General features: G+C 58.5%; 24 protein-coding genes. 17 read left to right on the plus strand and 7 right to left on the minus strand.

Features of this window, described 5'->3' with window-relative positions:
* Window positions 1-23 precede the first annotated feature (23 nt).
* The 3 genes from RHM59_RS09120 to RHM59_RS09130 are packed head-to-tail and all read left to right on the plus strand — an operon-like array spanning window position 24 to window position 4,550.
* On the plus strand, window positions 24-242 hold the full coding sequence (locus tag RHM59_RS09120) for a hypothetical protein (protein WP_322165293.1): 219 nt from the start codon (window positions 24-26) through the stop codon (window positions 240-242).
* 4 nt (window positions 243-246) lie between these two features.
* Entirely contained in the window at window positions 247-1,401 is a 1,155-nt protein-coding gene (locus tag RHM59_RS09125; RefSeq protein WP_322286449.1) for an efflux RND transporter periplasmic adaptor subunit, read from the plus strand.
* 8 nt (window positions 1,402-1,409) lie between these two features.
* On the plus strand, window positions 1,410-4,550 hold the full coding sequence (locus RHM59_RS09130; RefSeq protein ID WP_322286450.1) for a multidrug efflux RND transporter permease subunit: 3,141 nt from the start codon (window positions 1,410-1,412) through the stop codon (window positions 4,548-4,550).
* Here the strand turns inward: RHM59_RS09130 and RHM59_RS09135 are convergent.
* Entirely contained in the window at window positions 4,510-5,457 is a 948-nt protein-coding gene (locus RHM59_RS09135) for a LysR family transcriptional regulator (protein WP_322165297.1), read from the minus strand. The two genes, RHM59_RS09130 and RHM59_RS09135, sit on opposite strands and share 41 nt — an antisense overlap.
* 107 nt (window positions 5,458-5,564) lie before the next feature.
* Between RHM59_RS09135 and RHM59_RS09140 the strand changes: the two genes are divergently transcribed.
* The 3 genes from RHM59_RS09140 (at window position 5,565) to leuD (ending at window position 8,299) form a co-directional block, all read left to right on the plus strand.
* Window positions 5,565-5,954: a tautomerase family protein gene (locus RHM59_RS09140; protein ID WP_322165298.1), complete on the plus strand. Its 390-nt coding sequence runs from the start codon at window positions 5,565-5,567 to the stop codon at window positions 5,952-5,954.
* Between the two features lie 304 nt (window positions 5,955-6,258).
* A complete protein-coding gene (gene leuC, locus RHM59_RS09145; RefSeq protein ID WP_322165299.1) occupies window positions 6,259-7,680 on the plus strand; it encodes a 3-isopropylmalate dehydratase large subunit in 1,422 nt (473 codons plus the stop codon).
* A 4-nt stretch (window positions 7,681-7,684) separates the two neighbouring features.
* On the plus strand, window positions 7,685-8,299 hold the full coding sequence (gene leuD / locus RHM59_RS09150; protein ID WP_322165300.1) for a 3-isopropylmalate dehydratase small subunit: 615 nt from the start codon (window positions 7,685-7,687) through the stop codon (window positions 8,297-8,299).
* Window positions 8,300-8,302: 3 nt separating this feature from the next.
* Here leuD and RHM59_RS09155 read toward each other — a convergent pair whose 3' ends face one another.
* Window positions 8,303-9,217 (minus strand): LysR substrate-binding domain-containing protein, encoded by a 915-nt coding sequence (locus RHM59_RS09155; RefSeq protein WP_322165301.1) that lies wholly within the window; start codon window positions 9,215-9,217, stop codon window positions 8,303-8,305.
* A 247-nt stretch (window positions 9,218-9,464) separates the two neighbouring features.
* Here RHM59_RS09155 and ssuD point away from each other — a divergent pair, with 247 nt between their 5' ends.
* The 3 genes from ssuD (at window position 9,465) to RHM59_RS09170 (ending at window position 12,479) form a co-directional block, all read left to right on the plus strand.
* Complete coding sequence (ssuD, locus tag RHM59_RS09160; protein ID WP_322165302.1) at window positions 9,465-10,610, plus strand: FMNH2-dependent alkanesulfonate monooxygenase; 1,146 nt, start codon at window positions 9,465-9,467, stop codon at window positions 10,608-10,610.
* Window positions 10,611-10,738: 128 nt separating this feature from the next.
* Window positions 10,739-11,839: a sigma-54 dependent transcriptional regulator gene (locus tag RHM59_RS09165; protein WP_322286451.1), complete on the plus strand. Its 1,101-nt coding sequence runs from the start codon at window positions 10,739-10,741 to the stop codon at window positions 11,837-11,839.
* 199 nt (window positions 11,840-12,038) lie between these two features.
* A complete protein-coding gene (locus tag RHM59_RS09170; protein WP_322165304.1) occupies window positions 12,039-12,479 on the plus strand; it encodes a hypothetical protein in 441 nt (146 codons plus the stop codon).
* Between the two features lie 100 nt (window positions 12,480-12,579).
* On the opposite strand, the gene RHM59_RS09175 is transcribed toward RHM59_RS09170, so the two are convergent.
* Window positions 12,580-14,013 (minus strand): FAD/NAD(P)-binding protein, encoded by a 1,434-nt coding sequence (locus RHM59_RS09175; protein WP_322171034.1) that lies wholly within the window; start codon window positions 14,011-14,013, stop codon window positions 12,580-12,582.
* 44 nt (window positions 14,014-14,057) lie between these two features.
* Window positions 14,058-14,621 (minus strand): helix-turn-helix domain-containing protein, encoded by a 564-nt coding sequence (locus RHM59_RS09180; protein WP_322165305.1) that lies wholly within the window; start codon window positions 14,619-14,621, stop codon window positions 14,058-14,060.
* Between the two features lie 461 nt (window positions 14,622-15,082).
* On the opposite strand from RHM59_RS09180, the gene RHM59_RS09185 reads away from it, so the two are divergent.
* From RHM59_RS09185 to RHM59_RS09210, 6 genes are read left to right on the plus strand one after another with little or no spacing between them, the layout of a single operon-like run.
* On the plus strand, window positions 15,083-18,001 hold the full coding sequence (locus tag RHM59_RS09185) for a monovalent cation/H+ antiporter subunit A (RefSeq protein WP_322165306.1): 2,919 nt from the start codon (window positions 15,083-15,085) through the stop codon (window positions 17,999-18,001).
* The gene (locus tag RHM59_RS09190; protein WP_322165307.1) at window positions 18,001-18,345 is read left to right on the plus strand and encodes a Na+/H+ antiporter subunit C; all 345 of its coding nucleotides are present in this window, start codon (window positions 18,001-18,003) and stop codon (window positions 18,343-18,345) included. Before RHM59_RS09185 ends, RHM59_RS09190 begins: the two co-directional genes overlap by 1 nt.
* On the plus strand, window positions 18,342-20,036 hold the full coding sequence (locus RHM59_RS09195; RefSeq protein WP_322286452.1) for a monovalent cation/H+ antiporter subunit D: 1,695 nt from the start codon (window positions 18,342-18,344) through the stop codon (window positions 20,034-20,036). The genes RHM59_RS09190 and RHM59_RS09195 overlap by 4 nt, the downstream gene beginning before the upstream one ends.
* Window positions 20,033-20,521 carry a Na+/H+ antiporter subunit E gene (locus tag RHM59_RS09200; protein ID WP_322165309.1) on the plus strand — a complete coding sequence of 163 codons (489 nt, stop codon included), beginning with the start codon at window positions 20,033-20,035 and terminating at the stop codon, window positions 20,519-20,521. Before RHM59_RS09195 ends, RHM59_RS09200 begins: the two co-directional genes overlap by 4 nt.
* Entirely contained in the window at window positions 20,518-20,796 is a 279-nt protein-coding gene (locus RHM59_RS09205; RefSeq protein WP_322165310.1) for a K+/H+ antiporter subunit F, read from the plus strand. The genes RHM59_RS09200 and RHM59_RS09205 overlap by 4 nt, the downstream gene beginning before the upstream one ends.
* Window positions 20,793-21,161, plus strand: coding sequence for a Na+/H+ antiporter subunit G (locus RHM59_RS09210; protein ID WP_322165311.1), 369 nt, complete (start codon window positions 20,793-20,795; stop codon window positions 21,159-21,161). Before RHM59_RS09205 ends, RHM59_RS09210 begins: the two co-directional genes overlap by 4 nt.
* 5 nt (window positions 21,162-21,166) lie before the next feature.
* On the opposite strand, the gene RHM59_RS09215 is transcribed toward RHM59_RS09210, so the two are convergent.
* Window positions 21,167-21,634, minus strand: coding sequence for a hypothetical protein (locus RHM59_RS09215; protein WP_322165312.1), 468 nt, complete (start codon window positions 21,632-21,634; stop codon window positions 21,167-21,169).
* A gap of 424 nt (window positions 21,635-22,058) precedes the next feature.
* Between RHM59_RS09215 and RHM59_RS09220 the strand changes: the two genes are divergently transcribed.
* Complete coding sequence (locus RHM59_RS09220; protein WP_322165313.1) at window positions 22,059-22,289, plus strand: hypothetical protein; 231 nt, start codon at window positions 22,059-22,061, stop codon at window positions 22,287-22,289.
* 134 nt (window positions 22,290-22,423) lie between these two features.
* Window positions 22,424-22,666: a DUF2789 domain-containing protein gene (locus RHM59_RS09225; RefSeq protein WP_322165314.1), complete on the plus strand. Its 243-nt coding sequence runs from the start codon at window positions 22,424-22,426 to the stop codon at window positions 22,664-22,666.
* Between the two features lie 22 nt (window positions 22,667-22,688).
* On the opposite strand, the gene RHM59_RS09230 is transcribed toward RHM59_RS09225, so the two are convergent.
* Together RHM59_RS09230 and RHM59_RS09235 are read right to left on the minus strand one after the other, a co-directional pair.
* On the minus strand, window positions 22,689-22,877 hold the full coding sequence (locus RHM59_RS09230; protein WP_322165315.1) for a hypothetical protein: 189 nt from the start codon (window positions 22,875-22,877) through the stop codon (window positions 22,689-22,691).
* A 137-nt stretch (window positions 22,878-23,014) separates the two neighbouring features.
* Entirely contained in the window at window positions 23,015-24,502 is a 1,488-nt protein-coding gene (locus RHM59_RS09235; protein WP_322286453.1) for a DUF2235 domain-containing protein, read from the minus strand.
* Window positions 24,503-24,512 lie beyond the last annotated feature (10 nt).

Below are 24,512 nucleotides of genomic sequence, written 5' to 3' on the forward strand. Positions count from 1 at the left end.
GAAATTTATCCTGGATGTACTACATGATCGACAGCACCGCACGTCTTATTCTGTACAGCCGATGCACCCGTACGCCGATGCACGGTATTTTCGACGGATCAGATGGCATAACCAGTGCTTTTTCATCACGGCGCCTGACCGTACAATCACCGATCGAAACGCGCCGCCAGGCCCATCCGAGCCGTCAGACTTTGGCACACACGCTTCTCATGACGAGAAAAAATCCGCCCGCCACCGAGTGAAACGATGTCCAGCCCTTACCTTGCGCCAGTGACCTTGGCCTTGTTGATCACCGTCGGCGGGATGCTGGCGGGCTGCAACAAATCTGCCCCCGCCCCAAGCGTCTCAGCCCATGATGCCGTTGCCGTGGACGTTGCCCTCGCCACGCTTTCCGACAAGGCCAGCGTCACGGTGTTGACCGGGCGTCTCGAGGCCTATCGTACGGCGCAAGTGCGGGCGCGGGTTGCGGGGATCATCGAGAAGCGTACCTACACCGAAGGCGAAGATGTCAAAGCCGGCGCGCTGCTGTTCCGTATCGACCCTGCGCAGTTGATTGCGAATCTACAGGAGGTAGAGGCGGAATTGGCTCAGGCGAAGGTCGCCACCGAGGCCGTCTCGGACATTGCCAAACGCTCGAAACAATTGGTGGCCATCGACTCCATCAGCGTTCAGCAGTACCGCAAGGATTTATTTGCCGAAAAAGTGGCCCGGGCTGCCGAGCAATCGCTGGCGGCCAAAGTCCGCAGCGCCCAGTTGCAGAAAACCTACGCCAGTGTCACCGCGCCCATTTCCGGACGCGCGCGCAGGGCCTTGGTCAGCGAAGGAGCGATGGTAGGTCAGGACGAAGGCACTCCGCTGACCACCATTGAACAGATCGACCCGATTTACGTGAATTTTTCCCAGCCCACCAACGACTTTCTGGCCCTGCAGAACAGCAACACGAGCGGCTTAAAAGCGTCCGCCACGATGCCGATCAATTTGAAGCTGGGCAACGGTCACCGCTATGCCCATTCAGGCACATTGCTGTTTTCCGACACGGCGGTCGACCCACAAACCGACACCGTGGCCATGCGCGCGGTGTTCAACAACCCGGATCATTTACTGCTGCCAGGCATGTACGTGCAAGTGGAATTCCACGCGCCCGACGCCGGCCCGACGGTGCTGATTGCGCAACAAGCCCTGACCCGCACCCGCGCAGGGGCGTACGTCATGGTTGAAGACAACGGTCATGCACGGCAAGTCAGCGTCCACGCGGACAGCCTGGAAGGCAAACAATGGCGGGTGACGTCCGGCCTTTCCGGGGGTGAGCGGGTGATTCTTGACGGCAGCGCCTTGGCCGATGGTCAGGCGGTGGCGGTTAAACCCTCGACGAGCACCAGCGCCGTCGCCGAGAGCCAATAAGGGAACCCATGTCCGCCTATTTTATTGCCCGCCCCGTGATGGCGTGGGTGATCGCGATTTTGATTCTGCTCGGCGGCGGTTTTGCCGCGACCCGGTTGTCGGTGGAGCAATACCCCAACGTTGCGCCGCCCCGCGTCAGCATCGAAGCGTCGTATCCGGGCGCGTCGCCGCAAGTCGCCGAACGCACCGTGACCGCCGTCATTGAACGCGAACTCAATGGCATCGCCGGGCTGCTTTACTTCACGTCCACCAGCGCCGAAGGCCGTGCCGAGATCAATCTGTCATTCGAAACCGGGACTGACACCAAGTTGGCCGCCATCGATGTGCAGAACCGGATCAAACGGGTTGAAGAACGGTTACCAGAAAGCGTTCGCCGCCAAGGTTTGAAGGTGGAACAGAGCGGCGAGAACCAGCTGTTGTTCGTCACCCTGACTGCCGACAACCCCAGCGTCGACGATATCCAGCTCGGCGATTTCGCCACCAGCATCATTCGTCCGGCCTTATTGCGGGTGCCCGGTGTCGGTGAAGTGGGGGTCTACAGCCCTGAATACGCCATGCGCATCTGGGCCGACGTCCACAAACTCACGGCCATGGGCGTCACCACCCAAGACCTGATCAGTGCCATCACCTTGCAAAACCAGCGCATCACCTTGGGTTCAATCGGTACCCTGCCCGCTACGCCAGACACGCCGATCACTGCGCCGTTGGCGGTGGAAGAAGACCTCGACACCCCGCAAGCTTTTGGCGACATTTCGCTGCGGGTCAACAGCGACGGCTCAGCCCTGCGCGTGGCCGACGTCGCCCGGGTCGAACTCGGCGGCAACAATTACAACTACCCAGCGTTCGTCAACGGCAAGTACTGCGGCGCCATCTCGGTCAGATTGGCCACCGGCGCCAACGCCCTGAGCACCGCCGAGGCAATCAAAAGCAAGCTTGATGAGATGTCCGCGCAGTTTCCCCCAGGCGTGCGTTACCAGACCGCGTTCGACACCTCGACCTTCGTCAAACTGTCCATCGCCAAGGTCGGCTACACCCTGATCGAAGCCATGGTGTTGGTGTTTCTGGTGATGTGGCTGTTCCTGCGCAGTTGGCGCGCCACGCTGATTCCAAGCCTGGTGGTGCCCATCGCCTTGGCCGGAACCTGCGGCGTGATGTACGCCTTGGGGTTTTCGATCAACGTGCTGACGCTGTTCGGCATGGTGCTGGCCATCGGCATTTTGGTGGATGACGCCATCGTGGTGGTGGAGAACGTCGAGCGGATCATGCACGAGGAAGGCCTGCCCCCTCGGGAAGCGACGCTCAAGGCCATGCAGCAGATCAGCGGCGCCATCGTCGCCATCACCCTGGTGTTGACCGCCGTGTTTATTCCCATGGCCCTTTTTCAAGGCGCCGTGGGAGAAATCTACCGCCAATTCTCAGTGGCACTGGCGGTGCCGATGGCCTTGTCGGCGTTCCTCGCGCTGACGTTTACCCCGGCGCTGTGTGCCTCGCTGCTCAAGCCGGTCAAACACACGCCAATCCCGGATCGCCTGACCCGTCGCAGCATGGCCTTAGCTGGCGCTTACCTGCGCGGACTGGACGGATTCCTCAACCGGCCGAAACGTTTCATGCTGCTGTATGTCGGGCTCCTCGGGATCGTGGCCTTGCTGTTCTGGCAGTTGCCCGGTGCGTTTTTACCCAGCGAAGACAAGGGCAATTTTGCCACCGTGATCATGTTGCCCACCGGCTCGACCCAGGCCGATACCCGCGAGGTGGTGGATGAAGTACAAGCCTACTTGCGCACGGATTCGAGCATCGACAGCTTGTTTGCCATGCAGGGTTTCAGCTACTTCGGCGATGGGCAGAACACGGCGATGGTCTGGCCATCCTTGACCGACTGGTCGCTGCGCAAACAGCCCGAGCAACAGATCAATGCGATTCTGGCGCGCCTCAATCAACACTTTGCCCAAGGCACCGAGGCTCATCCGAAAGCGTTGGTCAAAGCCCTCAATACCCCGCCGTTGCCGTCCATGGGCCGTAGCGAAGGGATTGATTTGCGCCTGCAAGACCGCGCGGGCCTCGGTCACGATGCGTTGATGGACGCCAAGGATCAGCTGCTGGCCCTGGCCGCGAAAAACCCAGTGCTGGCAGACGTTTCGTTTTCCGGGCAAAGCGATTCGCCGCAACTGCGGGTCTCCATTGACCGCCGTAAAGCCCAGAGCATGGGCGTGCCGTTAGACGAAATAAACCAGACCTTGGCGACGCTGTATGGCTCTCAATACCTGGGGGATTTCATCTACAAAAACCAAGTGAAGCAAATCCTGGTACAGGCCGAGAGCAAGGACCGTCAACTGTCGGACAGCTTGCTCCAAGCCCGAGTGCGCAACACTCATGGCGACATGGTGCCGCTGAGTACGTTCGTCAGCATGCGCTGGAGCGTGGGCGCGCTGGAAATCGACAACTTCAACGGCTTCCCGGCCTTGTCGATCAGTGGCACCCCCGCGCCGGGCTACAGCACGACACAGGCGATGGACGCGTTGGCAGGTCTGGTGACTCAATTACCGGTGGGCTTTGGCTATGAGTGGGCCGGCCAGTCGTATCAGGAACGGGTCTCCGGCAATCAGATGCCGTTGCTGTTCGGGCTGTCGATTCTGGTGATTTTCTTGTGCCTGGCGGCGCTGTACGAAAGCTGGTCGATGCCTTTGGCGGTGATTCTCGCCATCCCGCTTGGGGTCATCGGCGCGCTGCTGGCGACGACGTTGCGCGGCTTGCCCGACGACCTGTACTTCAAGGTCGGCATGATCACCATCATTGGACTGTCAGCCAAGAATGCGATTTTGATCATTGAAGTGGCGCAAACCCTACACCAGCAAAGGGCTTCGATTCGTCAGGCGGTGCTCGACGCCGCCCGCATGCGCTTGCGCCCTATCGTGATGACCTCGCTGGCGTTCATGTTCGGGGTATTGCCACTGATGTTGGCCACCGGCCCCGGCTCGGCCAGCCAACGCGCCATCGGCACCAGTGTGTTTGGCGGCATGCTCTCCGCCACGGTGCTGACGCTGTTCTTCGTACCCTTGCTGTACAGCCTGGTGGTCTACGTCCGAGAATTCAGGCGCACCCCGAAAACCGTTATTTCGCCCAGCCAAATCCTGCCGAAAAACGTGCCTTGAGGTAGCCGACAAACGCACTCACCGCCTTGGGGACTTGAGCGGAATAAGGCCGCACCAGGTTGATCTCCTCGGGGAAGGCCCCGGTCAACTTCCACTTCGGCAGCACCTGGATCAATCGACCGTCGATCAGCCCGGCTTGAGCGCTGAAATCTGGTAGCAACGCGATACCCAGATGGGTCAGCGCCGCATCGCGCAAGGCCTCGCTGTTGTTGGTGGCAAACGAGCCGGTGATCGGCACGGTCAAGCGATTGCGTTCTGCCTGTTTGCGCACCGGCGCTTCAAAGGTCCAGGCCGGTACATCGGCGCCGCGAGGATAGTACAGGCAGTTATGACGAAGAAGGTCTTCGGGGTGCTGAGGATTGCCGAACCGTTCGAGGTAAGCCTGGGTCGCGACCAATACCGAATGGGTCGCGCACAGCTTCCAGGCAACGTGGGTGTCGGGGATTTGATGGCTGTGCCGAATCGCCAGGTCGTAGCCTTCTGACGCAATGGAGCTAATGTGGTCGGAAACGTCCAGTTGCACCCGAACTTCGGGAAGCTCGGCGAGAAACTCTGCCAGATGCGGCACCAGTTGCTGACGGGCGAACGCTACGGGGGCAGTCAACCGCAACAAACCACGGGCGACACCCGCTGAGTCGCGCACCTCAGAAAAGCTGCGAGCAATCTGCTCGTAGGCGCCACCGACGTCCCGCACCAACGCCAGCCCCGCGTCGGTCAACCGCACGCTGCGGGTGGTGCGCTGGACGAGGCTCATGCCCATGACTTTTTCCAGCTCGACGATACGTTGGCTGACCGCTGACTTGCTGACACCCAAGCGGATCGCCGCAGCGGTATAGGTGCCCTGCTCGGCTAAAACCGACAACCAGTACACGTGGGTCCACAGACCTTCAATCTCAGCTTTTTGCACCGTTGATTGTTCTCATTTCAAAACAATGAATTCGATATTCGCGCCTCGCGCCGCACAAAGTAAAGGCTTAACGTAGCGTTCATTAGCCCTTGAACGAGATAAACGACATGCCATTGATCAGAATCGACATCGTAGAAGGCCGCAGCGACGCGCAAGTCAAAACCCTGCTAGACGCCGCGCACCGGGCGATGGTCGAAGCGTTCGAAGTGCCTGAGCGCGACCGTTACCAGATCGTCAACGAACACCCTGCCAGCCGCATGATCGTCGAAGACACCGGCCTGGATATCCCACGAACGCGTAACGTCGTGTTGTTCAGCGTCACCAGCCGACCGCGCAGTGAAGCCTCCAAGGTCAAATTCTATGACCTGCTGTGCCGAGAACTGCACACCCACTGCGGTATCGACCCCAGCGACGTGATGATTTCCATCGTCATCAACAGTGATTCGGATTGGAGTTTCGGCCACGGGCGTGCGCAGTTTCTGACCGGCGAACTGTAGCCGCAAGCTGATAGCGGAAGCTTTGGTTCTGAGTATTCGAAATTGCTATCTTTGGTTTGACGGCATTCGGCAGGAGCGACGTTATCCGGTCCCACCGGGATCTGCGTTTGCCGGTGATGGGGTCGATCAGTCGGGCAATACGGCGCTCCTGTTTTCAGTATTTTTTATTCAATCAAACACGAACCATGGCCCATGCCATCACCGTCTTGCCATTGATAGCCTTGCCACCGCGCTTATGATGCATCCAGAAGTCTGTCGAGCCGTGTCGACAGCCTCGCGATAACCTTTCTCTGCGAGCGCGACCATGACCCAAGCAAGAACGCTATACGACAAGCACATCGACTCGCATACCGTGTGCAATCTCGATGATCAAGGGCATGTTTTGCTCTATATCGACCGCCAGGTCATCAACGAGTACACCAGCCCGCAAGCCTTCAGCGGTTTGCGTGAGGCCGGCCGTGACGTGTGGCGTCCGTCGACCGCGTTGGCCGTGGTCGATCATGTAAACCCTACCGCACCGATACGTGTAGCCGCCATGGCTGACGAAGGAGGGGCGTTGCAGGTGTCCTACCTGGAGCAGAACTGCGAAAAATTCGGCATTGAGTTATTCGACGTCCTCGATAAGCGCCAAGGCATCGAACACGTGATCGCCCCCGAACAGGGTTTTATCTTGCCGGGCATGGTCATCGCGGCGGGCGACAGCCATACCACCACCTATGGCGCATTGGGGGCTTTTGGGTTCGGCATCGGTACGTCCGAAATCGAGCATCTGTTGGCCTCACAGACCCTGGTCTACAAACGCCTGAAAAGCATGCGTGTGACCGTCGATGGCACCCTCGCCTCCGGCATCACCTCCAAAGACGTGATCATGGCGCTCATCGGTAAAATCGGCGCGTCAGGTGCCACCGGTTACGCCATCGAATTCGCCGGTTCGACCATTGATGCCCTGAGCGTCGAAGCGCGGATGACCATTTGCAACATGGCGGTCGAAGCCGGCGCGCGCGGTGCGTTCATGGCGCCCGACGACAAAGTGTTTGATTACCTCAAGAGCAAACCCCGGGCGCCGAAAGGCGAGTTATGGGGCCGTGCGGTCGCCACGTGGCGCCAATTGCACACCGACCTCGGCGCTCATTTCGACAGCGAAATCCATCTGAACTCCAATGACCTCGAACCCATGGTGACGTGGGGCACCAGCCCGGATCAGGCTGCCGCCATCGGTTCCACGGTGCCGGACCCGCTAGCCATCAGCGACCTTATTTTGCGTCAGGACATGGTCCGCGCCCTGAAGTACATGGGCCTGGAAGCGGGCATGCCGCTAAGCGACATCGTCATCAGCCATGCGTTTATCGGCTCCTGCACCAACGCACGGATCGAAGACCTGCGCGATGCCGCCAGTGTGGTACGCGGCAAGCGCGTCGCCGATCACGTTCGGGCGATGATCGTTCCGGGGTCGACGGCGGTGCGCGATCAAGCTGAAGCCGAAGGGTTGGCCGCCATTTTCATCGAGGCCGGTTTCGAGTGGCGTCAGTCGGGTTGCTCCATGTGCCTGGCGATGAACGATGACGTGCTTGCCTCAGGCGACCGTTGCGCGTCCAGCACCAACCGCAACTTCGAAGGCCGGCAAGGCGCGGGCGCACGAACGCACTTGATGAGCCCAGCCATGGTGGCCGCAGCGGCCATCACCGGAAGATTGACTGACGTGCGCCGCTTCAACGGCCGCGTTTGAGGAGATGAACATGCAACCGTTTACCACTGTCAGCGGCATCGCAGCGCCGATGCTCGCGGCCAACATCGACACCGACGTGATCATGCCCAAGCAGTTCCTCAAGGGCATCGACCGGAATGGATTGGATCGCGGTTTGTTTTTCGACCTGCGCTTTCTAGTCTCAGGCGAACCCAACCCGGAATTTATCCTTAATCAAGCGCCTTGGCAGGGTGCTAAATTCATGGTCACCGGGCCGAATTTCGGTTGCGGTTCCAGCCGTGAACACGCGGTATGGGGCCTGAAGCAGATGGGCATTCGGGCGCTGATCGGCAGCAGCTTCGCCGGGATTTTTTACGACAACTGCCAGCGCAACGGGGTGCTGATTATCTCGTTGGAAGAAGCGCAAGTTCAGGCGTTGGGTCGCACGGTCAGTCAGGCCCAGGGCGCTCACATCGAAGTCGATCTGGACGCTCAGGAAATTCGCCTGCACGGTGGCAGCGTCATGCCCTTCCAGATCGATACCTTGCGCAAGGAAGCGTTGCTACTGGGGCTGGACGCCATCGGCAGCACCCTGCAACGCAGCGCGCAGATTCGTGAATTCGAACAGCGGCATCTGCACGCCAATCCTTGGCTGAACTAAGGCTTAAAGCGACAACTGATGGAAGTGATGCTGGAGGAACTCGACGCAAGCGCGCAGCTTGCCCGAGTTCGCCAGCCGATTCGGGTAAACCGCCCAGACATTGGCGCTCTGGGTGTAGTCATTTAGCACCTGCACCAAACGACCCTGCTCCAGCAGCGGTCGCACGTCCCACAATGAACGCAGCAAAACCCCACGCCCATCCAGTGCCCACTGCAAAACAATCTCCCCGCTGTTGGACGACAACGGCCCACTGATGTGCACGCTTTCGTGACCGCTTTCGCGCTCCAGTTGCCAATGGCCGAACGCGTTGTCGCGCTCTTTCAGCACCAAGCAATCGTGGCCCTCGAGATCGGACAGCGTCTGCGGGATGCCGCGTCGTTTCAAGTAGTCGGGCGCAGCGCAGAGCACCCGGCGATTGGTGATCAAACGGCGACCAATGTGTTGGCCAGGGATGTCATCGCCGACCCGAATCTCCAGGTCGAAACCTTCGCTTACGATGTCCACCACGCGGTCGAACAGGTCCAGACGAATTTCCAGTTGTGGATAAAGTTCGGCCAGCTGCGAAATGGCCGGCGCCACGTGGTTACGGCCAAAACCAAAGCTGCTGCACAAGTGCAAACGACCGCGTGGCTCGGCATGGGCTTCGGACAACTCGTCATGCAGTAACTGAAAGTCTTCAAGAATCCGCACGGCCCACCGCTGCACACGCTCGCCGTCTTCGGTCAACGAAACGCGACGGCTGGTGCGGTGCAACAGGCGTGTCGCCAGGGTGCTTTCAAGAATCTGAATGCGCTTGCTGACATACGCCGGTGACAAGCCCAGCTCATCGGCGGCGGCGGCGAAACCGGCTTTGCGAATGACGGTCAGGAACACCCGTAAGTCTTCCGGCAACGGTGCGGCTTCTTTTTTAGCGTTCATGCAGCTTCTTTTATGAGAGGTCGAGGCGCGGGTGGCAAGGATAGCACCGGACCGCACGCCGGCTGGTCGCGACGCCCGACGCCGCTTATATATAAACGATCTAAAAATATAGATTTAGGTTCTTTTGCGGAATAACCCTGAGGCTTTATAACTAGCCCACTGTTTGTTCACCAGCAACAGCTATTCAACAGTGGCCGCCTGTTTGCCGCTGAAAAAAAATTCGCTGACATTGCTTGAAGGATGTGTCATGGACGTTTTCTGGTTCCTCCCCACTCACGGCGACGGCCATTACTTGGGCACCACTAAGGGCGCCCGCCCCGTCACCCTGAACTACCTGAAACAAGTGGCCCAGGCCGCAGACGACCTCGGTTATCACGGTGTGCTGATACCCACCGGCCGTTCGTGCGAAGACTCTTGGGTCATCGCCTCGGCCCTGGTACCACTGACCGAACGCCTGCGTTTTCTCGTGGCGATTCGTCCGGGGATCATTTCGCCCACCGTGTCGGCCCGGATGGCCGCAACGCTGGATCGATTGTCCGGCGGCAGACTGCTGATCAACGTGGTCACCGGTGGCGATCCAGATGAAAATCGCGGCGACGGCAGCTTCTTGGATCACAGCGAACGCTACGAAGTCTCCGACGAGTTTCTACAGATTTGGCGCAGGGTCTTGCAAGGTGAATCCGTTGATTTCGAAGGCAAGCATTTGCGCGTGCAGAACGCCAAAGCACTCTACCCGCCGATCCAAAAACCTTACCCGCCGCTGTATTTCGGCGGTTCGTCAGAAGCCGCCCACGCGTTAGCCGCAGATCAAGTGGACGTCTACCTGACGTGGGGCGAGCCACCGGCCGCCGTAGCGGAAAAGATCGCTGATGTTCGCAAACGCGCCGCACTCAAGGGCCGCACGGTGCGCTTCGGTATTCGGCTGCACGTGATCGTGCGTGAAACCAGCGAAGAGGCCTGGCAAGCTGCCGACACACTGATCGAACACATCAGCGATGAAACCATCGCCTCGGCGCAAAAATCCTTCTCGCGGTTTGATTCCGAAGGCCAGCGGCGCATGGCAGCGTTGCACGATGGCCGTCGCGACAACCTGGAAATTGCGCCAAACCTGTGGGCCGGTGTTGGCCTGGTACGAGGCGGCGCAGGCACCGCGTTGGTGGGCAACCCGCAGGAAGTCGCGGCGCGAATCAAGGAATACGCGGACCTGGGCATCGAAAGCTTTATCTTCTCCGGTTATCCGCACCTGGAAGAAGCCTATCGCTTTGCCGAACTGGTGTTCCCGCTGCTGCCAGAACCCTACGCCAGCCTGGCGGGACGCGGCATCACCAACCTGACCGGGCCGTTCGGCGAAATGATCGCCAACGACGTACTGCCGACCCAGGCCAACGCCTAACCCCCCCTGTAGGAACCAACTTGTTGGCGAGGCGATGTATCTGGCGCACCGAATTAAGCGCTTCGCCAACCAGTTGGCTCATTCAGAATTTGTGTTCGCAGCGCGATTACAACCAGAAAGGGATGCTTATGCAGCTTCTGACCTTACCGCCATCGCCCGCACTGGCGACATCGATCCGGGCCACAGCTCAAGTGTTCGAAGACCCAAAATCACGTGCCCTGCTGGCGCATGTGCAACAGGTCGCGCCCAGTGATGCCAGCGTACTGATCATTGGCGAAACCGGCACCGGCAAAGAGCTGGTCGCACGGCATATCCATAACCTGAGCGGGCGTCGCCAGGGTCCGTTCGTAGCGGTCAACTGCGGCGCGTTTTCCGAATCGCTGGTTGAAGCCGAGTTGTTCGGTCACGAAAAGGGCGCGTTTACCGGGGCCCTGGGCGCCAAAGCCGGCTGGTTTGAGGAGGCCAATGGCGGCACGCTGTTTCTGGATGAGATCGGCGATCTGCCCATGTCAATTCAGGTGAAACTGCTGCGGGTGTTGCAGGAGCGGGAAGTCGTGCGCCTGGGCTCACGTAAAAGTACGCCCATCGACGTTCGGGTGCTCGCGGCGACCAACGTGCAGTTGGGAAAAGCCATCAACGCCGGGCACTTTCGCGAGGATTTGTATTACCGGCTGGACGTGGTCAGCCTGGAACTGAGTCCACTGCGTGCAAGGCCCGGCGATATCCTACCGCTGACTCGACACTTCATCGAGGTCTATAGCCGACGCTTGGGTTATGGCCAGATTACGCTGAGTCCGGAGGCCGAACACACACTCAAAACCTACGGCTGGCCGGGCAATATTCGCGAGCTGGAAAACGTAATCCACCACACCCTGCTCATTTGCCATGACGGCGTCATCCAGCGCGACGATTTACGCCTGTCGAATCTGCGCATCGAACGCCAGGAAGAAAATACGCCGGTAGACCCGTCCGCCAACGGGCTGCTAGCCAGGGCTTTTCAAGCGCTATTCGAAGAACACACCGGCGCCCTGCATGAAAAAGTCGAAGACAGCTTGCTGCGCGCGGCCTACCGTTTTAGCCACTACAACCAAGTACACACCGCGAATTTGCTGGGTTTGAGTCGCAACATCATCCGCACCCGCCTGATCAAAATCGGCGAACTGGCGGTTAATAAACGCAGAAAAAATGACGACGCCGAGGAGGGGCGATTCCTGCAACTGTCGATCTAGCGCTTGGGCGTTGAGCAGCTTTTTTACCCTGCTCAGGAGGAAAAAAGACAGGCTGCAAAGCTCCTACGGAATTTACTTACAACAGGTGGTTAAGAAACCCTCAACCAAATAGGAAGCGCCTGACATCTTCTTGAAAGCACTCTGGTTAAGGTTGCGCCGGCTTAATTTGCCAAGCACTTACCCTCAGGAGTTCTCCCGAATGAAAAAATTATACCTCTCTGCCGCCGTTGCCACGTTGATCGCCACGACTAGCGGTTGCGTGAGCTATAACATGAGCCAGCCAACCGCTCCGATTTCAGGTTCGGTCACCGCTGACTTGAAAGCGAACGTAAAAGTCGGCGAAAAAATCACCGGCGAATCTTCCACCAACATCCTGTTTGGCTGGTTGAGCGTGGGTGGCGACACTCAGTTCGCCGATGGCGTTACCTACGGTGGCGCTGGCGCTGGCGGTTCCGCACTGAGCCTGCCTGATCCAATCTCCGCCGTGAAAGCAGCGGCTGCCTACAAAGCAGTGAAAAGCTCCGGTTCCGACCTGATCGTTGCGCCGCGTTATGAAGTGAATGTCGAAGACTATTTCATCTTCAAGAAGGTGAACGTCAAAGTTACCGGTAACAAAGGCAGCATCGACAGCATCCGCTAAGTGCTGACGTCCACGGACTGAGCCTCACCGTGGAAGAAACGCCGCTTGGACCTTAGGGTCGAGCGGCGTTTTTGATGACTCAGCGCAACCGGATCATTCACTAACGCAGTGAAGCCAATCGCTCAGCCAACGCTTTTGCCTGACTGGCAACGTCGGTGACCGCCGTACTTTCCCACCACATGCCGCGCAACGGCGGGCCCAGTGAGAACAGTCGCTTCGACACGATTCCCTGCGCATCGAGCAACGCACCGTTAGCCTTTGCAGCAATGCCCAGCGCCAAATGTCCCGGCTGGATCAGGCGCCTGGCCAACAGCTGACGGGGCAGCGGCCGGTCCACTCGACGCCAGTCGTATTCGATGCCCGTTGAATTGATCAGCGCATCCCCGATGATGTACGACGGTTCAGCGTCGCCTCGTCGACGGACGCGAATCTGCAACTGACCTGTGGATAACATTTCCAACCCCTGAAACGACGCGGCATGAATCGTTAAACGGCCCTCCTTGACCAGCTTTGCAAGCAACGCCGCGCCCATGGGTGGCGAGCGATGGTGGTGGCTCTCCCACCACGGCCGAACATGGCGAACGAACTGCCGGCGTTGCACATCACTGGCCTGACTCCACAATCGGCCGATGTGGGCGCGCACTGTATCCAACGGCGCTTGCCAATCGATCCCTGCTGCAATGGCTTGCTGGCATTGCTCGCGCACCTTGCGCAGTAACTGGCGTGTGCTGCGAATGCTGGGATCTGCGGCCAGAAAATCTACCCATACGGGCGGTTGTCGACGAACATGCGGCAACAAGCCATGACGGGAAAAAACTTCGATCGGTCCCCGATGCCCGGCCTGCTGCAAGGACACCAAGGCGTCGACCATGGTCAGCCCAGCACCGACAATCAAGACTTTGGCCTGCGGATCGAGTTGGCTCATGGTGCAGACATCCCACGGATCAACAGCTGCTGCATTGAGCCCACTGGACTCACGTTGCTGCGTGCGCGCGGCGGGGAACATTCCGGTGGCCAGAACGGCGAACTTGCCTTGCAACTGCTTACCGCTCTTAAGCGTTATGCGTACGCCAAAATCACTGCTTTGTAGATCGACTGCTTCGTCCCGCACATGCTCCAGCGTCGATCCATTGGTGGCGCCCAAAGCTTGGGCTTCGGCCAGTCGTTGCTGAACGTACAGGCCAAAAATCCCCCTGGGAGGGAAGAGTTCGGCCACCGGCACTCCTTGCTCGGCAGACTCAGGCCAACCGCCCCCCGCGATGTAATGGCCGAGCCAGCGGGTCAAGTCGTCAGGATCATCGGGCTCGACGCTCATTCGGGCAGCGTTACCGTTCAACGTGTGGCCCAACTCGGTGGCACTGTAAGCTTCTCCTCGCCCCAACTCACTGCGGGTCTCGACAATCAGAATGTGCCGCTTACCCGGCAGTCTCAGCAATTGCACAGCCAGCATGCTGCCACTTAAGCCTGCGCCGACAATCAGGATATCAGCGGTACGAACAGTACGATTGGCCTGTTCAAGTTGCGATGCGGGCATTTTTCCTGACGGCTTCATCTAATGCGGTTCCTTCGATTGAGAACTCATAACACGACGTTACGGACGAAACGCACCAGCACGTGGCCGTCATTGCGATAGGCATGGACTTGATGGCTGGCAAACATAAAGAACTCGCCGCTTTCAACGTAGCGAATATCACCCCCCAGCCAAACCCCAAGGCACCCCTCAAATACGTACACTTGCTCGCTCCAACCCTCAGGATCGGCTTCGGAAGAATAGACTTCGCCGGGCTGCAGGCAAAATTCCCACAGTTCCACCTCACGTTTCGCCATTGCCTTGGCCAACAGCACGGCCTTGCTTCCGGGGATTAAGCCGGCCCAAGCCACTTCATTGATTCGGCTGGGATCACGCCCGTCAGGCGCCTGGATAAGGTCACTGAACGCCACCTCCAGCGCATCGGCCACCCGATCAAGGGTGGCCAGGCTAACGTTTTTCTCGCCCGCCTCGATGGCCACCAACATGCGCCGGCTGACCCCCGACTTTTCCGCCAAGGCGCTCTGGCTCAACGCTGCTGCGTTGCGCAGGCGTCGCACGTTCTGGCTGACGTGTTGCAGCACTGGCGCTCGATGGGAACTGTCTTTGTGCACGCTATTACTCGCTCCATTGGATCTACGCAGGATATTGCCCACTTTCGATGTAACGCGTCGTCTCATCTTGATGGTTGCTGAATGTATGGTCTCGCTTTTACAGCAATTCGGCATTTAACTCACAGGCGATCTCGGGCGCTCGCCATCTGAGCCAACGTGTTGGCGAGGCGGTTTACCTGGCAGACCGCATCCGCGCGCTCGCCACCACAACATGGCTCCTTCAGAAATCTGTGCAGCCCCAAAATCTGTGGGACCGAATTTATTCGGGAAGGCTTGCGTCCTGACACGCTGCAATCTCGAAGCACACACAGTGCTTCCCAGTTTGCTGCGCGACAGCGCGGCGTCGAACTCCAGACTACCCTTGTAAAGCATGCTCTGTAGGATCTTGCCATAGGTTGGCGATTGGTGATCGCCAACCCGCCACGTATCATTCTTGCCTTTTCCCCGCAGATTAGAAGCCTATGTCCCTGATAGTTCTGCTGCTTCTGCCCTTTATCGGCAGCTGCCTGGCGGCATTGCTGCCGCACAACGCGCGTAATGCCGAGTCGATTTTGGCAGGCGCACTGAGCCTGGCCGGGGCGATACAGGTCGCGTTGTGGTATCCGCAAATTGCCAACGGCGGCGTTATTCATCAGGAGTTCGTTTGGCTGCCCAGTCTGGGCCTGAACTTCTCGTTGCGAATGGACGGTTTCGCTTGGCTGTTTTCGATGCTGGTATTGGGCATTGGCGCGCTAGTGTCGCTCTATGCCCGCTACTACATGTCGCCAGACGACCCAGTGCCGCGCTTTTTCGCGTTTTTTCTCGCGTTCATGGGCGCGATGTTGGGTTTGGTCATTTCCGGCAACCTGATCCAGATCGTGTTTTTCTGGGAGCTGACCAGCCTCTTCTCTTTCTTGCTCATTGGTTATTGGCACCACCGCGCCGATGCGCGACGGGGTGCCTATATGGCATTGGTCGTAACCGGCGCCGGGGGGTTGGCGTTATTGGTGGGCGTCATGCTGCTCGGCCATGTGGTCGGCAGTTACGACCTGGATACAGTGCTCGCCGCTGGCGACCAGATCCGCGCCCACGCGCTGTACCCGGTACTCTTGCCATTGATCCTGATCGGCGCCTTGAGCAAAAGCGCGCAGTTTCCGTTCCACTTTTGGCTGCCCCACGCCATGGCCGCGCCGACGCCGGTGTCGGCTTATTTACATTCGGCGACGATGGTCAAGGCCGGGGTGTTTTTGCTGGCCAGGTTCTGGCCGGTGTTGTCGGGCACTGAACAATGGTTCTGGATCGTCAGCGGTGCCGGTGCCTGCACCCTGCTGCTGGGTGCGTACTCGGCGATTTTCCAGACCGACCTCAAAGGCTTGCTGGCGTATTCAACCATCAGCCATCTGGGGCTGATTACCTTGCTGCTCGGCTTGAACAGCCCATTAGCGGCGGTCGCGGCGGTGTTTCACATCCTCAATCACGCCACGTTCAAAGCGTCGCTGTTCATGGCCGCCGGGATCATCGACCACGAGAGCGGCACCCGTGATATTCGACGCCTCAGCGGCTTAATCAAACTAATGCCCTATACCGCCACATTGGCAATGGTTGCCAGTGCAGCCATGGCCGGCGTGCCGCTGCTCAACGGTTTTCTGTCCAAGGAAATGTTCTTCGCCGAGACCGTGTTCATCTCTTCCACCGCGTGGGTTGAGGTCGCCCTGCCTGTGGTGGCGACCATTGCCGGGGCGTTCAGCGTTGCCTATTCGTTACGCTTCACTGTGGATGTGTTTTTCGGTCCAAAGGCTACCGACCTGCCCCATACCCCTCACGAACCGCCACGCTGGATGCGTGTTCCTGTGGAACTGCTGGTGTTCGCTTGCCTGGTTGTCGGTATTTTCCCGGCGCAATCCGTGGGGCCTTTGCTGGCTGCGGCCGCCCAGCCGGTGGTTGGCGGCGCATTGCCAGCGTACAGCCTGGCAATTTGGCACGGCTGGAATGCGCCAATGATCATGAGTCTGGTGGCCATGGGCGGCGGCATCGTCCTGTTTTTGCTGTTGCGGACCTCGTTCAAACAGGAGCGCTTTACCGGCCCACCGCTGGTTTCCCGCTTGAACGGCAAACGTTTGTTCGAACGAGTCCTGGTGCTAAAAATGCGCTGGGCGCGACGTTTTGAGCGTTTGTTCAGTACCCGCCGCTTGCAGGCGCAGTTGTTTCTTTTGGTGTTAGTGGCACTGATCGCCGGCGCGATCCCGATGTTTCATAGCGGTTTGAGCTGGGGTGATCGACCAAAAATTCCCGGCTCCGGGGTGTTCGTGACTTTGTGGCTCATCGCAATCGCCTGTGCCATTGGCGCTGCATGGCAGGCTAAATATCACCGTCTGGCAGCACTCACCATGGTCAGCGTCTGCGGGTTGATGACCTGTATGACCTTTGTCTGGTTTTCGGCACCGGACCTGGCCCTGACCCAACTGGTCGTGGAAGTCGTCACAACAGTATTGATTCTGCTTGGGCTGCGTTGGCTGCCGAGGCGTAACGAAAATGTCGCGCCGTCGCCGGACAGCCTCAACCGTGCCCGCGCTCGACGGATTCGTGACTTGCTGTTAGCGGGGCTGGTCGGTGGCGGTATGGCGCTGCTCTCCTACGCCATGCTGACCCGGCCGACACCCAATACGATTTCGTCGTTCTACCTCCGTCACGCGTTGCCCCAGGGTGGCGGCAGCAACGTAGTGAACGTCATGCTGGTGGACTTTCGCGGCTTCGACACCCTGGGTGAAATCACCGTATTGGCGGCCGTGGCACTGACCATATTTGCCTTGCTCAGACGCTTCCGTCCTCCCAAGGAAAGCATTCCGTTACCGGCGCAACAGCGTCTGTTGGGCCGCGACGTGGTGACCGATCTGGTCAACCCGCGCAGCGCCAGCGACACCGCGCTGGGGTTCATGATGGTGCCCGCGGTATTGGTGCGTTTGCTCCTGCCCATTGCGTTCATCGTGTCGATGTACTTGTTCATGCGCGGGCACAATCAGCCCGGTGGCGGCTTTGTTGCCGGATTGGTGATGTCGGTGGCGTTCATCCTGCAGTACATGGTTGCAGGCACCCAGTGGGTCGAAGCGCAAATGAGCCTGCGGCCGTTGCGCTGGATGGGTACCGGCCTACTTTGCGCGACACTCACAGGCCTGGGAGCCATGACCTTGGGTTATCCATTCCTCACCACGCATACCGCACATCTGAACCTGCCGTTACTTGGGGACGTGCATATCGCCAGCGCGCTGTTTTTCGACATCGGCGTCTATGCCGTGGTGGTGGGTTCGACCTTGCTGATTCTCACGGCGTTGGGCCACCAATCGGTGCGTAGTCATCGTCCGACCTCGCTGCCCAAACCCATCACCACGCAAGGAGCTGCCTGATGGAAGAAGTCATCGCCATTGCCATCGGGGTATTGGCCGCTTCAGGGGTGTGGCTGATCCTGCGACCGCGAACGTTCCAGGTGGTCATGGGCCTGTGCCTGCTGTCATACGGGGTCAATTTGTTCATCTTCAGCATGGGCAGCCTGTTCATCGGCAAGGAGCCGATCATCAAGGACGGTGTGCCCCATGACTTGCTCAATTACACCGACCCATTGCCGCAAGCATTGGTGCTGACCGCGATTGTCATCAGCTTCGCCATGACCGCACTGTTTCTGGTGTTGCTGTTGGCATCACGGGGCCTGACCGGCACCGACCATGTGGATGGCCGGGAGCCGACACAATGACCGAACTGAATCCTGCGACGTTTATGAATCAGCTGATCGTCGTACCGATTCTGCTGCCGCTGTTGACCGCCGCCCTGATGTTAATGCTGAGTGAAAAGCGTCGGCCCCTAAAAGCCAAAATCAATCTGCTGTCCACCGTGGCTGGATTGGGTATTTCGATCTGCCTGCTGGCATGGGTCCAGCAGGAGGGCACCACGGGCTCCATCGGTGTCTACCTGCCCGGCAATTGGGAAGCACCGTTCGGCATCGTGTTGGTGGTGGACCATCTTTCTGCGCTGATGCTGGTGTTGACCGGAATCATTGGCGTCTGTGCCCTGCTCTTCGCATTGGCGCGCTGGGACCGGGCGGGCGCCAGTTTTCATGCGCTGTTTCAGATTCAGTTGATGGGCCTTTACGGGGCATTTTTGACCGCTGACCTGTTCAATCTGTTCGTGTTTTTCGAGGTGCTGTTGGCGGCATCGTACGGCTTGATGCTGCATGGCTCCGGCCGCGCCAGGGTCTCGGCGGGCTTGCATTACATCACCATCAACTTGGTGGCGTCGTCGCTGTTCCTGATCGGGGCGGCGATGATCTATGGCGTCACCGGCACCTTGAACATGGCCGATCTGGCGATGAAAATCCCATTGATTCCCGAAGCGGATCGCGGCCTGTTGCACGCCGGCGCAGCCATTCTGGCCACCGCGTTCCTGGCCAAAGCCGGGATGTGGCCGCTGAATTTCTGGCTGGTGCCGGCGTATTCCGCTGTCAGCGCACCGGTCGCGGCGATGTTCGCGATCATGACCAAAGTCGGCGTCTACACCGTATTGCGGCTGTGGACGCTACTGTTTTCCGGGCAGGCAGGCGCCTCGGCGTTTTTTGGTGGGGACTGGCTGATCTACGGCGGCATGGCGACGGTAGTGACCTCAGCCGTGGCCATTCTTGCGGCCCAACGTCTTGAGCGAATGGCCAGTCTGAGCATCCTCGTGTCGGCGGGCATCCTGTTGTCAGCCATCGGTTTTGCACAGCCGAGCTTGACGTCGGGCGCGCTGTTTTACCTGGTCAGTTCGACCCTGACCCTCAGCGCGTTGTTTCTACTGGCAGAACTGATTGAACGCTCGCGCTCGGCTAACGAAATACCGCTGGAAGAGGACCCCGACCAACTGCCCAAAACCGTGGAGTCGCTGCATCCGCCCCCGGGTACCAATCTTGATGACGAACAGAAAGCAGTGGTGGGTCAGGTAATCCCCATGACCAAAGCCTTCCTCGGCCTGAGCTTCATCGCCTGCGCCTTGTTGATCATCGGTATGCCCCCACTGTCGGGTTTCATCGGCAAACTGACCCTGCTCAGTGCGCTGCTCAATCCGCTGGGGCTGGATGTGGCCAAGGACGAAGCGATTTCCAGTGTCAGTTGGACGTTGATCGGCTTGCTGATTTTTTCCGGGTTCACGTCGCTGGTGGCTTTTTCCAGAGTCGGCATTCAGCGTTTCTGGACACCTGCGAACCGGCCTTCCCCGCTGCTGCGTCGCTACGAATGCCTGCCCATCGTGATTCTGCTGGGGTTATGCATCGCGCTGACGTTCAAAGCCGAACCCTTGCTGCGCTACACACAAGACACGGCTGCTGCGTTACATGATCCACAGCACTATGTGTTGTCGGTGATGGCCGCACGGCCACTGCTCGGACCCACTTCGGCTGGAGAGACACAACCATGAAGCGGTTCTTTCCTGCCCCATGGCTGTCATTGGCACTTTGGGTGCTGTGGCTGCTGCTGAACGGGTCACTCAGCCTTGGCAACCTGCTGCTCGGCGCGCTATTGGGGTTTATCGCACCGGTGCTCACGGCGCCGTTGCGTCCGCTGCCGGTACGCATCGGCAAACCGAACGTCCTGTTTAAACTGGTCTTGCAAGTGGGGTGCGATGTCATCTCGTCTAACTTGGCCGTGGGCTGGCGCGTATGGAATGCCAAGCGGCGCCCGCCTCGCCCGGCATTCGTCAAAGTCCCGTTGGACTTACGCGACGCCAATGGCTTGGCGGCCCTGTCGATGATTACCACAGTGGTGCCGGGTACTGTGTGGTCAGAGCTAGCGCTGGACCGCAGCGTGCTATTGATGCACGTGTTTGATCTGGACGATGAGGCTCAATTCATTGCCCATTTCAAACACCGTTATGAGCGCCCGCTGATGGAGATTTTCCAATGAGTGACCTGCTGTCCAACGCAATCCTGCTGACCCTGTGCATTTTTGCCTTGGCGATGGTATTGACGTTAATTCGTTTATTCATTGGCCCGTCCGCGCAGGACCGGGTATTGGCGCTGGATTATCTCTACGTGCTCGCCATGTTGATAATGCTGGTGCTGGGCATTCGCTACGCCAGCGACACCTATTTCGAGGCCGCGCTACTGATCGCTTTATTTGGTTTCGTCGGGTCATTTGCGCTGGCAAAATTTCTATTGCGTGGTGAGGTGATCGAATGAGTTCGCTCAGCGTGTTGCCGTATTGGGTCGAAGTCGTTACCGCACTCTTATTGCTATCCAGCAGCCTATTGGCCCTGACCGGGGCCTTGGGCTTGCTGCGAATGCAGGACTTCTTTCAACGCATGCACCCACCAGCGCTAGCTTCTACGCTGGGTGCGTGGCTAGTGGCCTTGGCTTCTATCGTTTATTTCTCGGCCCTGAACTCCGGGCCGGTGCTGCACGCCTGGTTAATCCCGATACTGCTGGCGATCACTGTACCGGTCACCACATTGTTGTTGGCACGTACCGGGTTGTTCCGCAAACGCGTGGCCGGCGATGACGTGCCACCGGAGGTCAGCGGCGAACGGGATGCCGGTGGACACTGAGGGGATTATTCACTGGCCTTGAAGGTCAGCTCACCCTTGCGCCATTTGGCAGCTTTGCCGGTCACCGCTTTTAATGTCTTGCTGAGTGTGCCTTGCAACTGCTCGTGAGCCGCGAACACTGTGACAACAGTCTGACCTTCCTTGAACACTATCCCGTGCCCCTCGGCGGTATCGACATAGGCATATTCGCCTAGCCCGTAGACCGTCAATTTGATATCGCGGAATTTCAATTCGAACTTCCCACCTTCACGGCTGGGCAATACCGCCGCGCGAAAATGATCGCCTACTTTGAGTTCGAGTCGGGGTTTATCGTCCACCACCAACGCGGTTTCAGTGTCGATTTCGGCAATGTAAATGCCTTCGGCATTCTGCTCAGTGACATAAACGAAACGGGATTGAAATTGCTTGACCAGCTTGGCGCGAAGATCGCCAAGTACGAACAATGCGTGCATGTCCAGATTACTGACTGCCAATGAAGAATCCTCAAACTTGAAAATGAGCGTACCCAACTGTGTCGGGCGCCGCAGAAAACGGGTCTTGGTCCATGGGGTTCGGCGCCTAGCAATATCGCTCGAGCCTTTCAGGACGCTACCCCCAGTGACCGGGGAATATCGAATGGTAAATCCGAGGGGGGGGAAAAAAAGCAATTCTACCGGCTAGCGGCGCCTTACGGATATATACCTTTCGTCCGCTATCAAGCAATAGTTCGGTTTAACCCCAATACCCCAAGCTTGCCCCTGCCGATCAGCCCTCGATCCGACAACCTGTCATTCGTCATCGTTAGTGCTAAACACCGCCTGAGCACGTCAACAACTGCCATACTCGCGCACCTCAAGACTACCGGCGAAGCACAAGCACGCCATAGAGTAGCAACTCGTCATCCATGGGAAGGTAATAGTGACTGAATTTGATATCGGCGAATTCTTCATCTGGGGTGAGTCCAGAGAAGTCGAAGGCGAGTACCAAGCTGTAATTGTAATGCGTGCCAAGGAAGGGAAAAACGCTATCAGCTACCACCAGGTCGAAAAAGACCGTTGGTTCAAAACCGCCGACGTCGCTGCGGCGGCAGCAAAGGAATCGGCCAAGGCGTTAAAAGTGGCTGTAGACGCCGGCGCATTGAGCGCTTAGTTCGCCGTCGTCCAGAATTTTCGTCTTCGGGCATTTCCATCCGAACTCTTGCCGAGCCAAAGCCTCAGATACTGTGCCACGGTTAAAGTGTGGCGTTGCCATCCAACAAGTTACTTGCCCGCGACGGAGATGACATGGACTTGACGACACCCACCCTACAGACCTTATTCGATCAACTGGGCCTTGATTCCGATCAGGCCAGCATTGACGCATTCGTCGACAGCCATGGCCCGCTGCCCGAAGACGTCAAACTGATCGACGCCGAGTTCTGGACACCGCAACAGGCGAAATTTCTTAAAGAAGAATTACGCGTAGACGCCGATTGGGCGCCGGTTGTGGATGAACTCAATGCGCTGTTGCACGAAGCCAACAAATAGGCTGCCGGCAACCGTAGTGACGTCAGGCCGTCATGGACAACTGGGCGGCCCAGGCTGATCGGCACTCTTCGGCATCATGGCGGCTGGCAAAGGCAGTGCCTCGTCGCTCACCGTTAAGCAAAACCACCCAGCACATCTGCTGGCCCAACGCGCGCATTGACGGTGGAACGCCGCTTCCGATCATGACGGCGACATCGAGTTTGCTATGCATGAGCGTACTCCCGAGATTTCATTAGCAAGGTAACGATGTCGCTATCTTAGGGGTTAGACGCCTGGGGAAAAAGCTATCCCTTGCATAGCTTCGTTACATAACCGGTAACAAACCATCCCATGATCTAGCGAAAAAGGTCATTCGGGGTAACCGGGCTTGCCAACATTGGGGTGGCAAATTCGTCCCCCAGGCTCCGGCGCGTGCACGAAAATCGCGTTGCTTCGGCTGGCACCGCTGCCGACCAGCGCACTCCAATGCGCGGACCGATGGATGAAACGTCGACGCAGTAAACGCTGCTCGCCCTCATCCAGCGTGTACGGACCACCTTTGGCGTACGCAATCAGCTTTTGCGCGATGACCTGTAATTCCGGCACCAGGCTCAGCGCCGGGCTGTCTGGCACCGGTTCCAACGGCACGCCCTCGGCGCTTGCCAATTCATGCATAACGCGCAAATAAACCCGAGAGAGATGTCCATAAACCCGGCGATTCATACTCACCGCTGCCACAACCGCTTTTACCCCAACCGTGTCGCTGCCCGCATTGGGGAGACGTTCATCGTTCTCGATCGACAGCGAAGCCTCCGCGTCCAGCGGGTCTAGCCACTCCCTGGCGTCTATGGTCTGAAGATCAGCCTGGCTTTCGCGCCAGGCAACCGTTTCATGAAACGCCGTATTCAGATTGACAACACTGCGCCGAGGACGGGAGAGCAGCACTTTTTCGCGAACATTCAGGTGGTAGCCGCCGCCGATATCAGAGTGGGCCCCTGGCAACACGATCTCCTTGGGCCAACCCGGCGTCACGCTGTTCAAGGCAAAATTACGCCGCTGCTCATCACCTGCAACCAAGTGCAGCACCTGTTGAGCGCTGCCTGGAGGTAGGTAAAGATTGACCCGGCGATTGCAGTTATCCCTCGTATTTCCGAAGTCTGAAAAACCACCGATCGCGGCCACCGTGTCGAATAACCCGATCACCTTCAGCCTGACGCTGCCTGAACCCCACGCGAAGTCGGACCCCCACGCAATACTTTGCAGCTTGAGCAAGGGGCCAAGTGCCCCCTTCTCTTGTTTCAACACTTCGTTGGCAAAATGCCGAGCCGCCGCAGCGCCTCGGCTGAATCCAAACAGGTCCAGTTCCAACCCCTCGACCGTGCAGCCGCAATTATTCGCCTGAAAAGTCTCGAGCACCGTTCGGAGCTTTTTCACCCCCTCAGAGACCTTGGCCAGAACCCCCGTGTTACCGCGTCCTAGCACTTGGCCCGCCCACACAGAGTCGTGCTTGCCAGATGTGGTGCCAGCGCCGCTCACGTAAATGGGCACAGACACACTTAACCCCTGCGGTGTCTCATGCGCCTTGGGCCGCAAAACATACAATTCATACAGCCGGGCAATGTTCGTAATGTCGCTAGCATAACTGCTAGCGGCGTTCGCATGACGTCCAGCGCAAGCGCCGGTATGAGCGTTGTTGTTCATTACCGCTTGAGCACGGCAATCCGCCGCGATTTGGCTGTTTATTCGGTTATTGCCTGTTCCATCGAAGAATAAGCCGATGCGCACCGTAACACCGCGCGTTTGAACGTGAAGGTCAGGGCAGCGCCCGTCACACACTGTTTTAAAAATAGAAACCATAATGTTCAAT

It is taken from the genome of Pseudomonas sp. MH10, from assembly GCF_034353045.1.
GTDB lineage: Bacteria > Pseudomonadota > Gammaproteobacteria > Pseudomonadales > Pseudomonadaceae > Aquipseudomonas.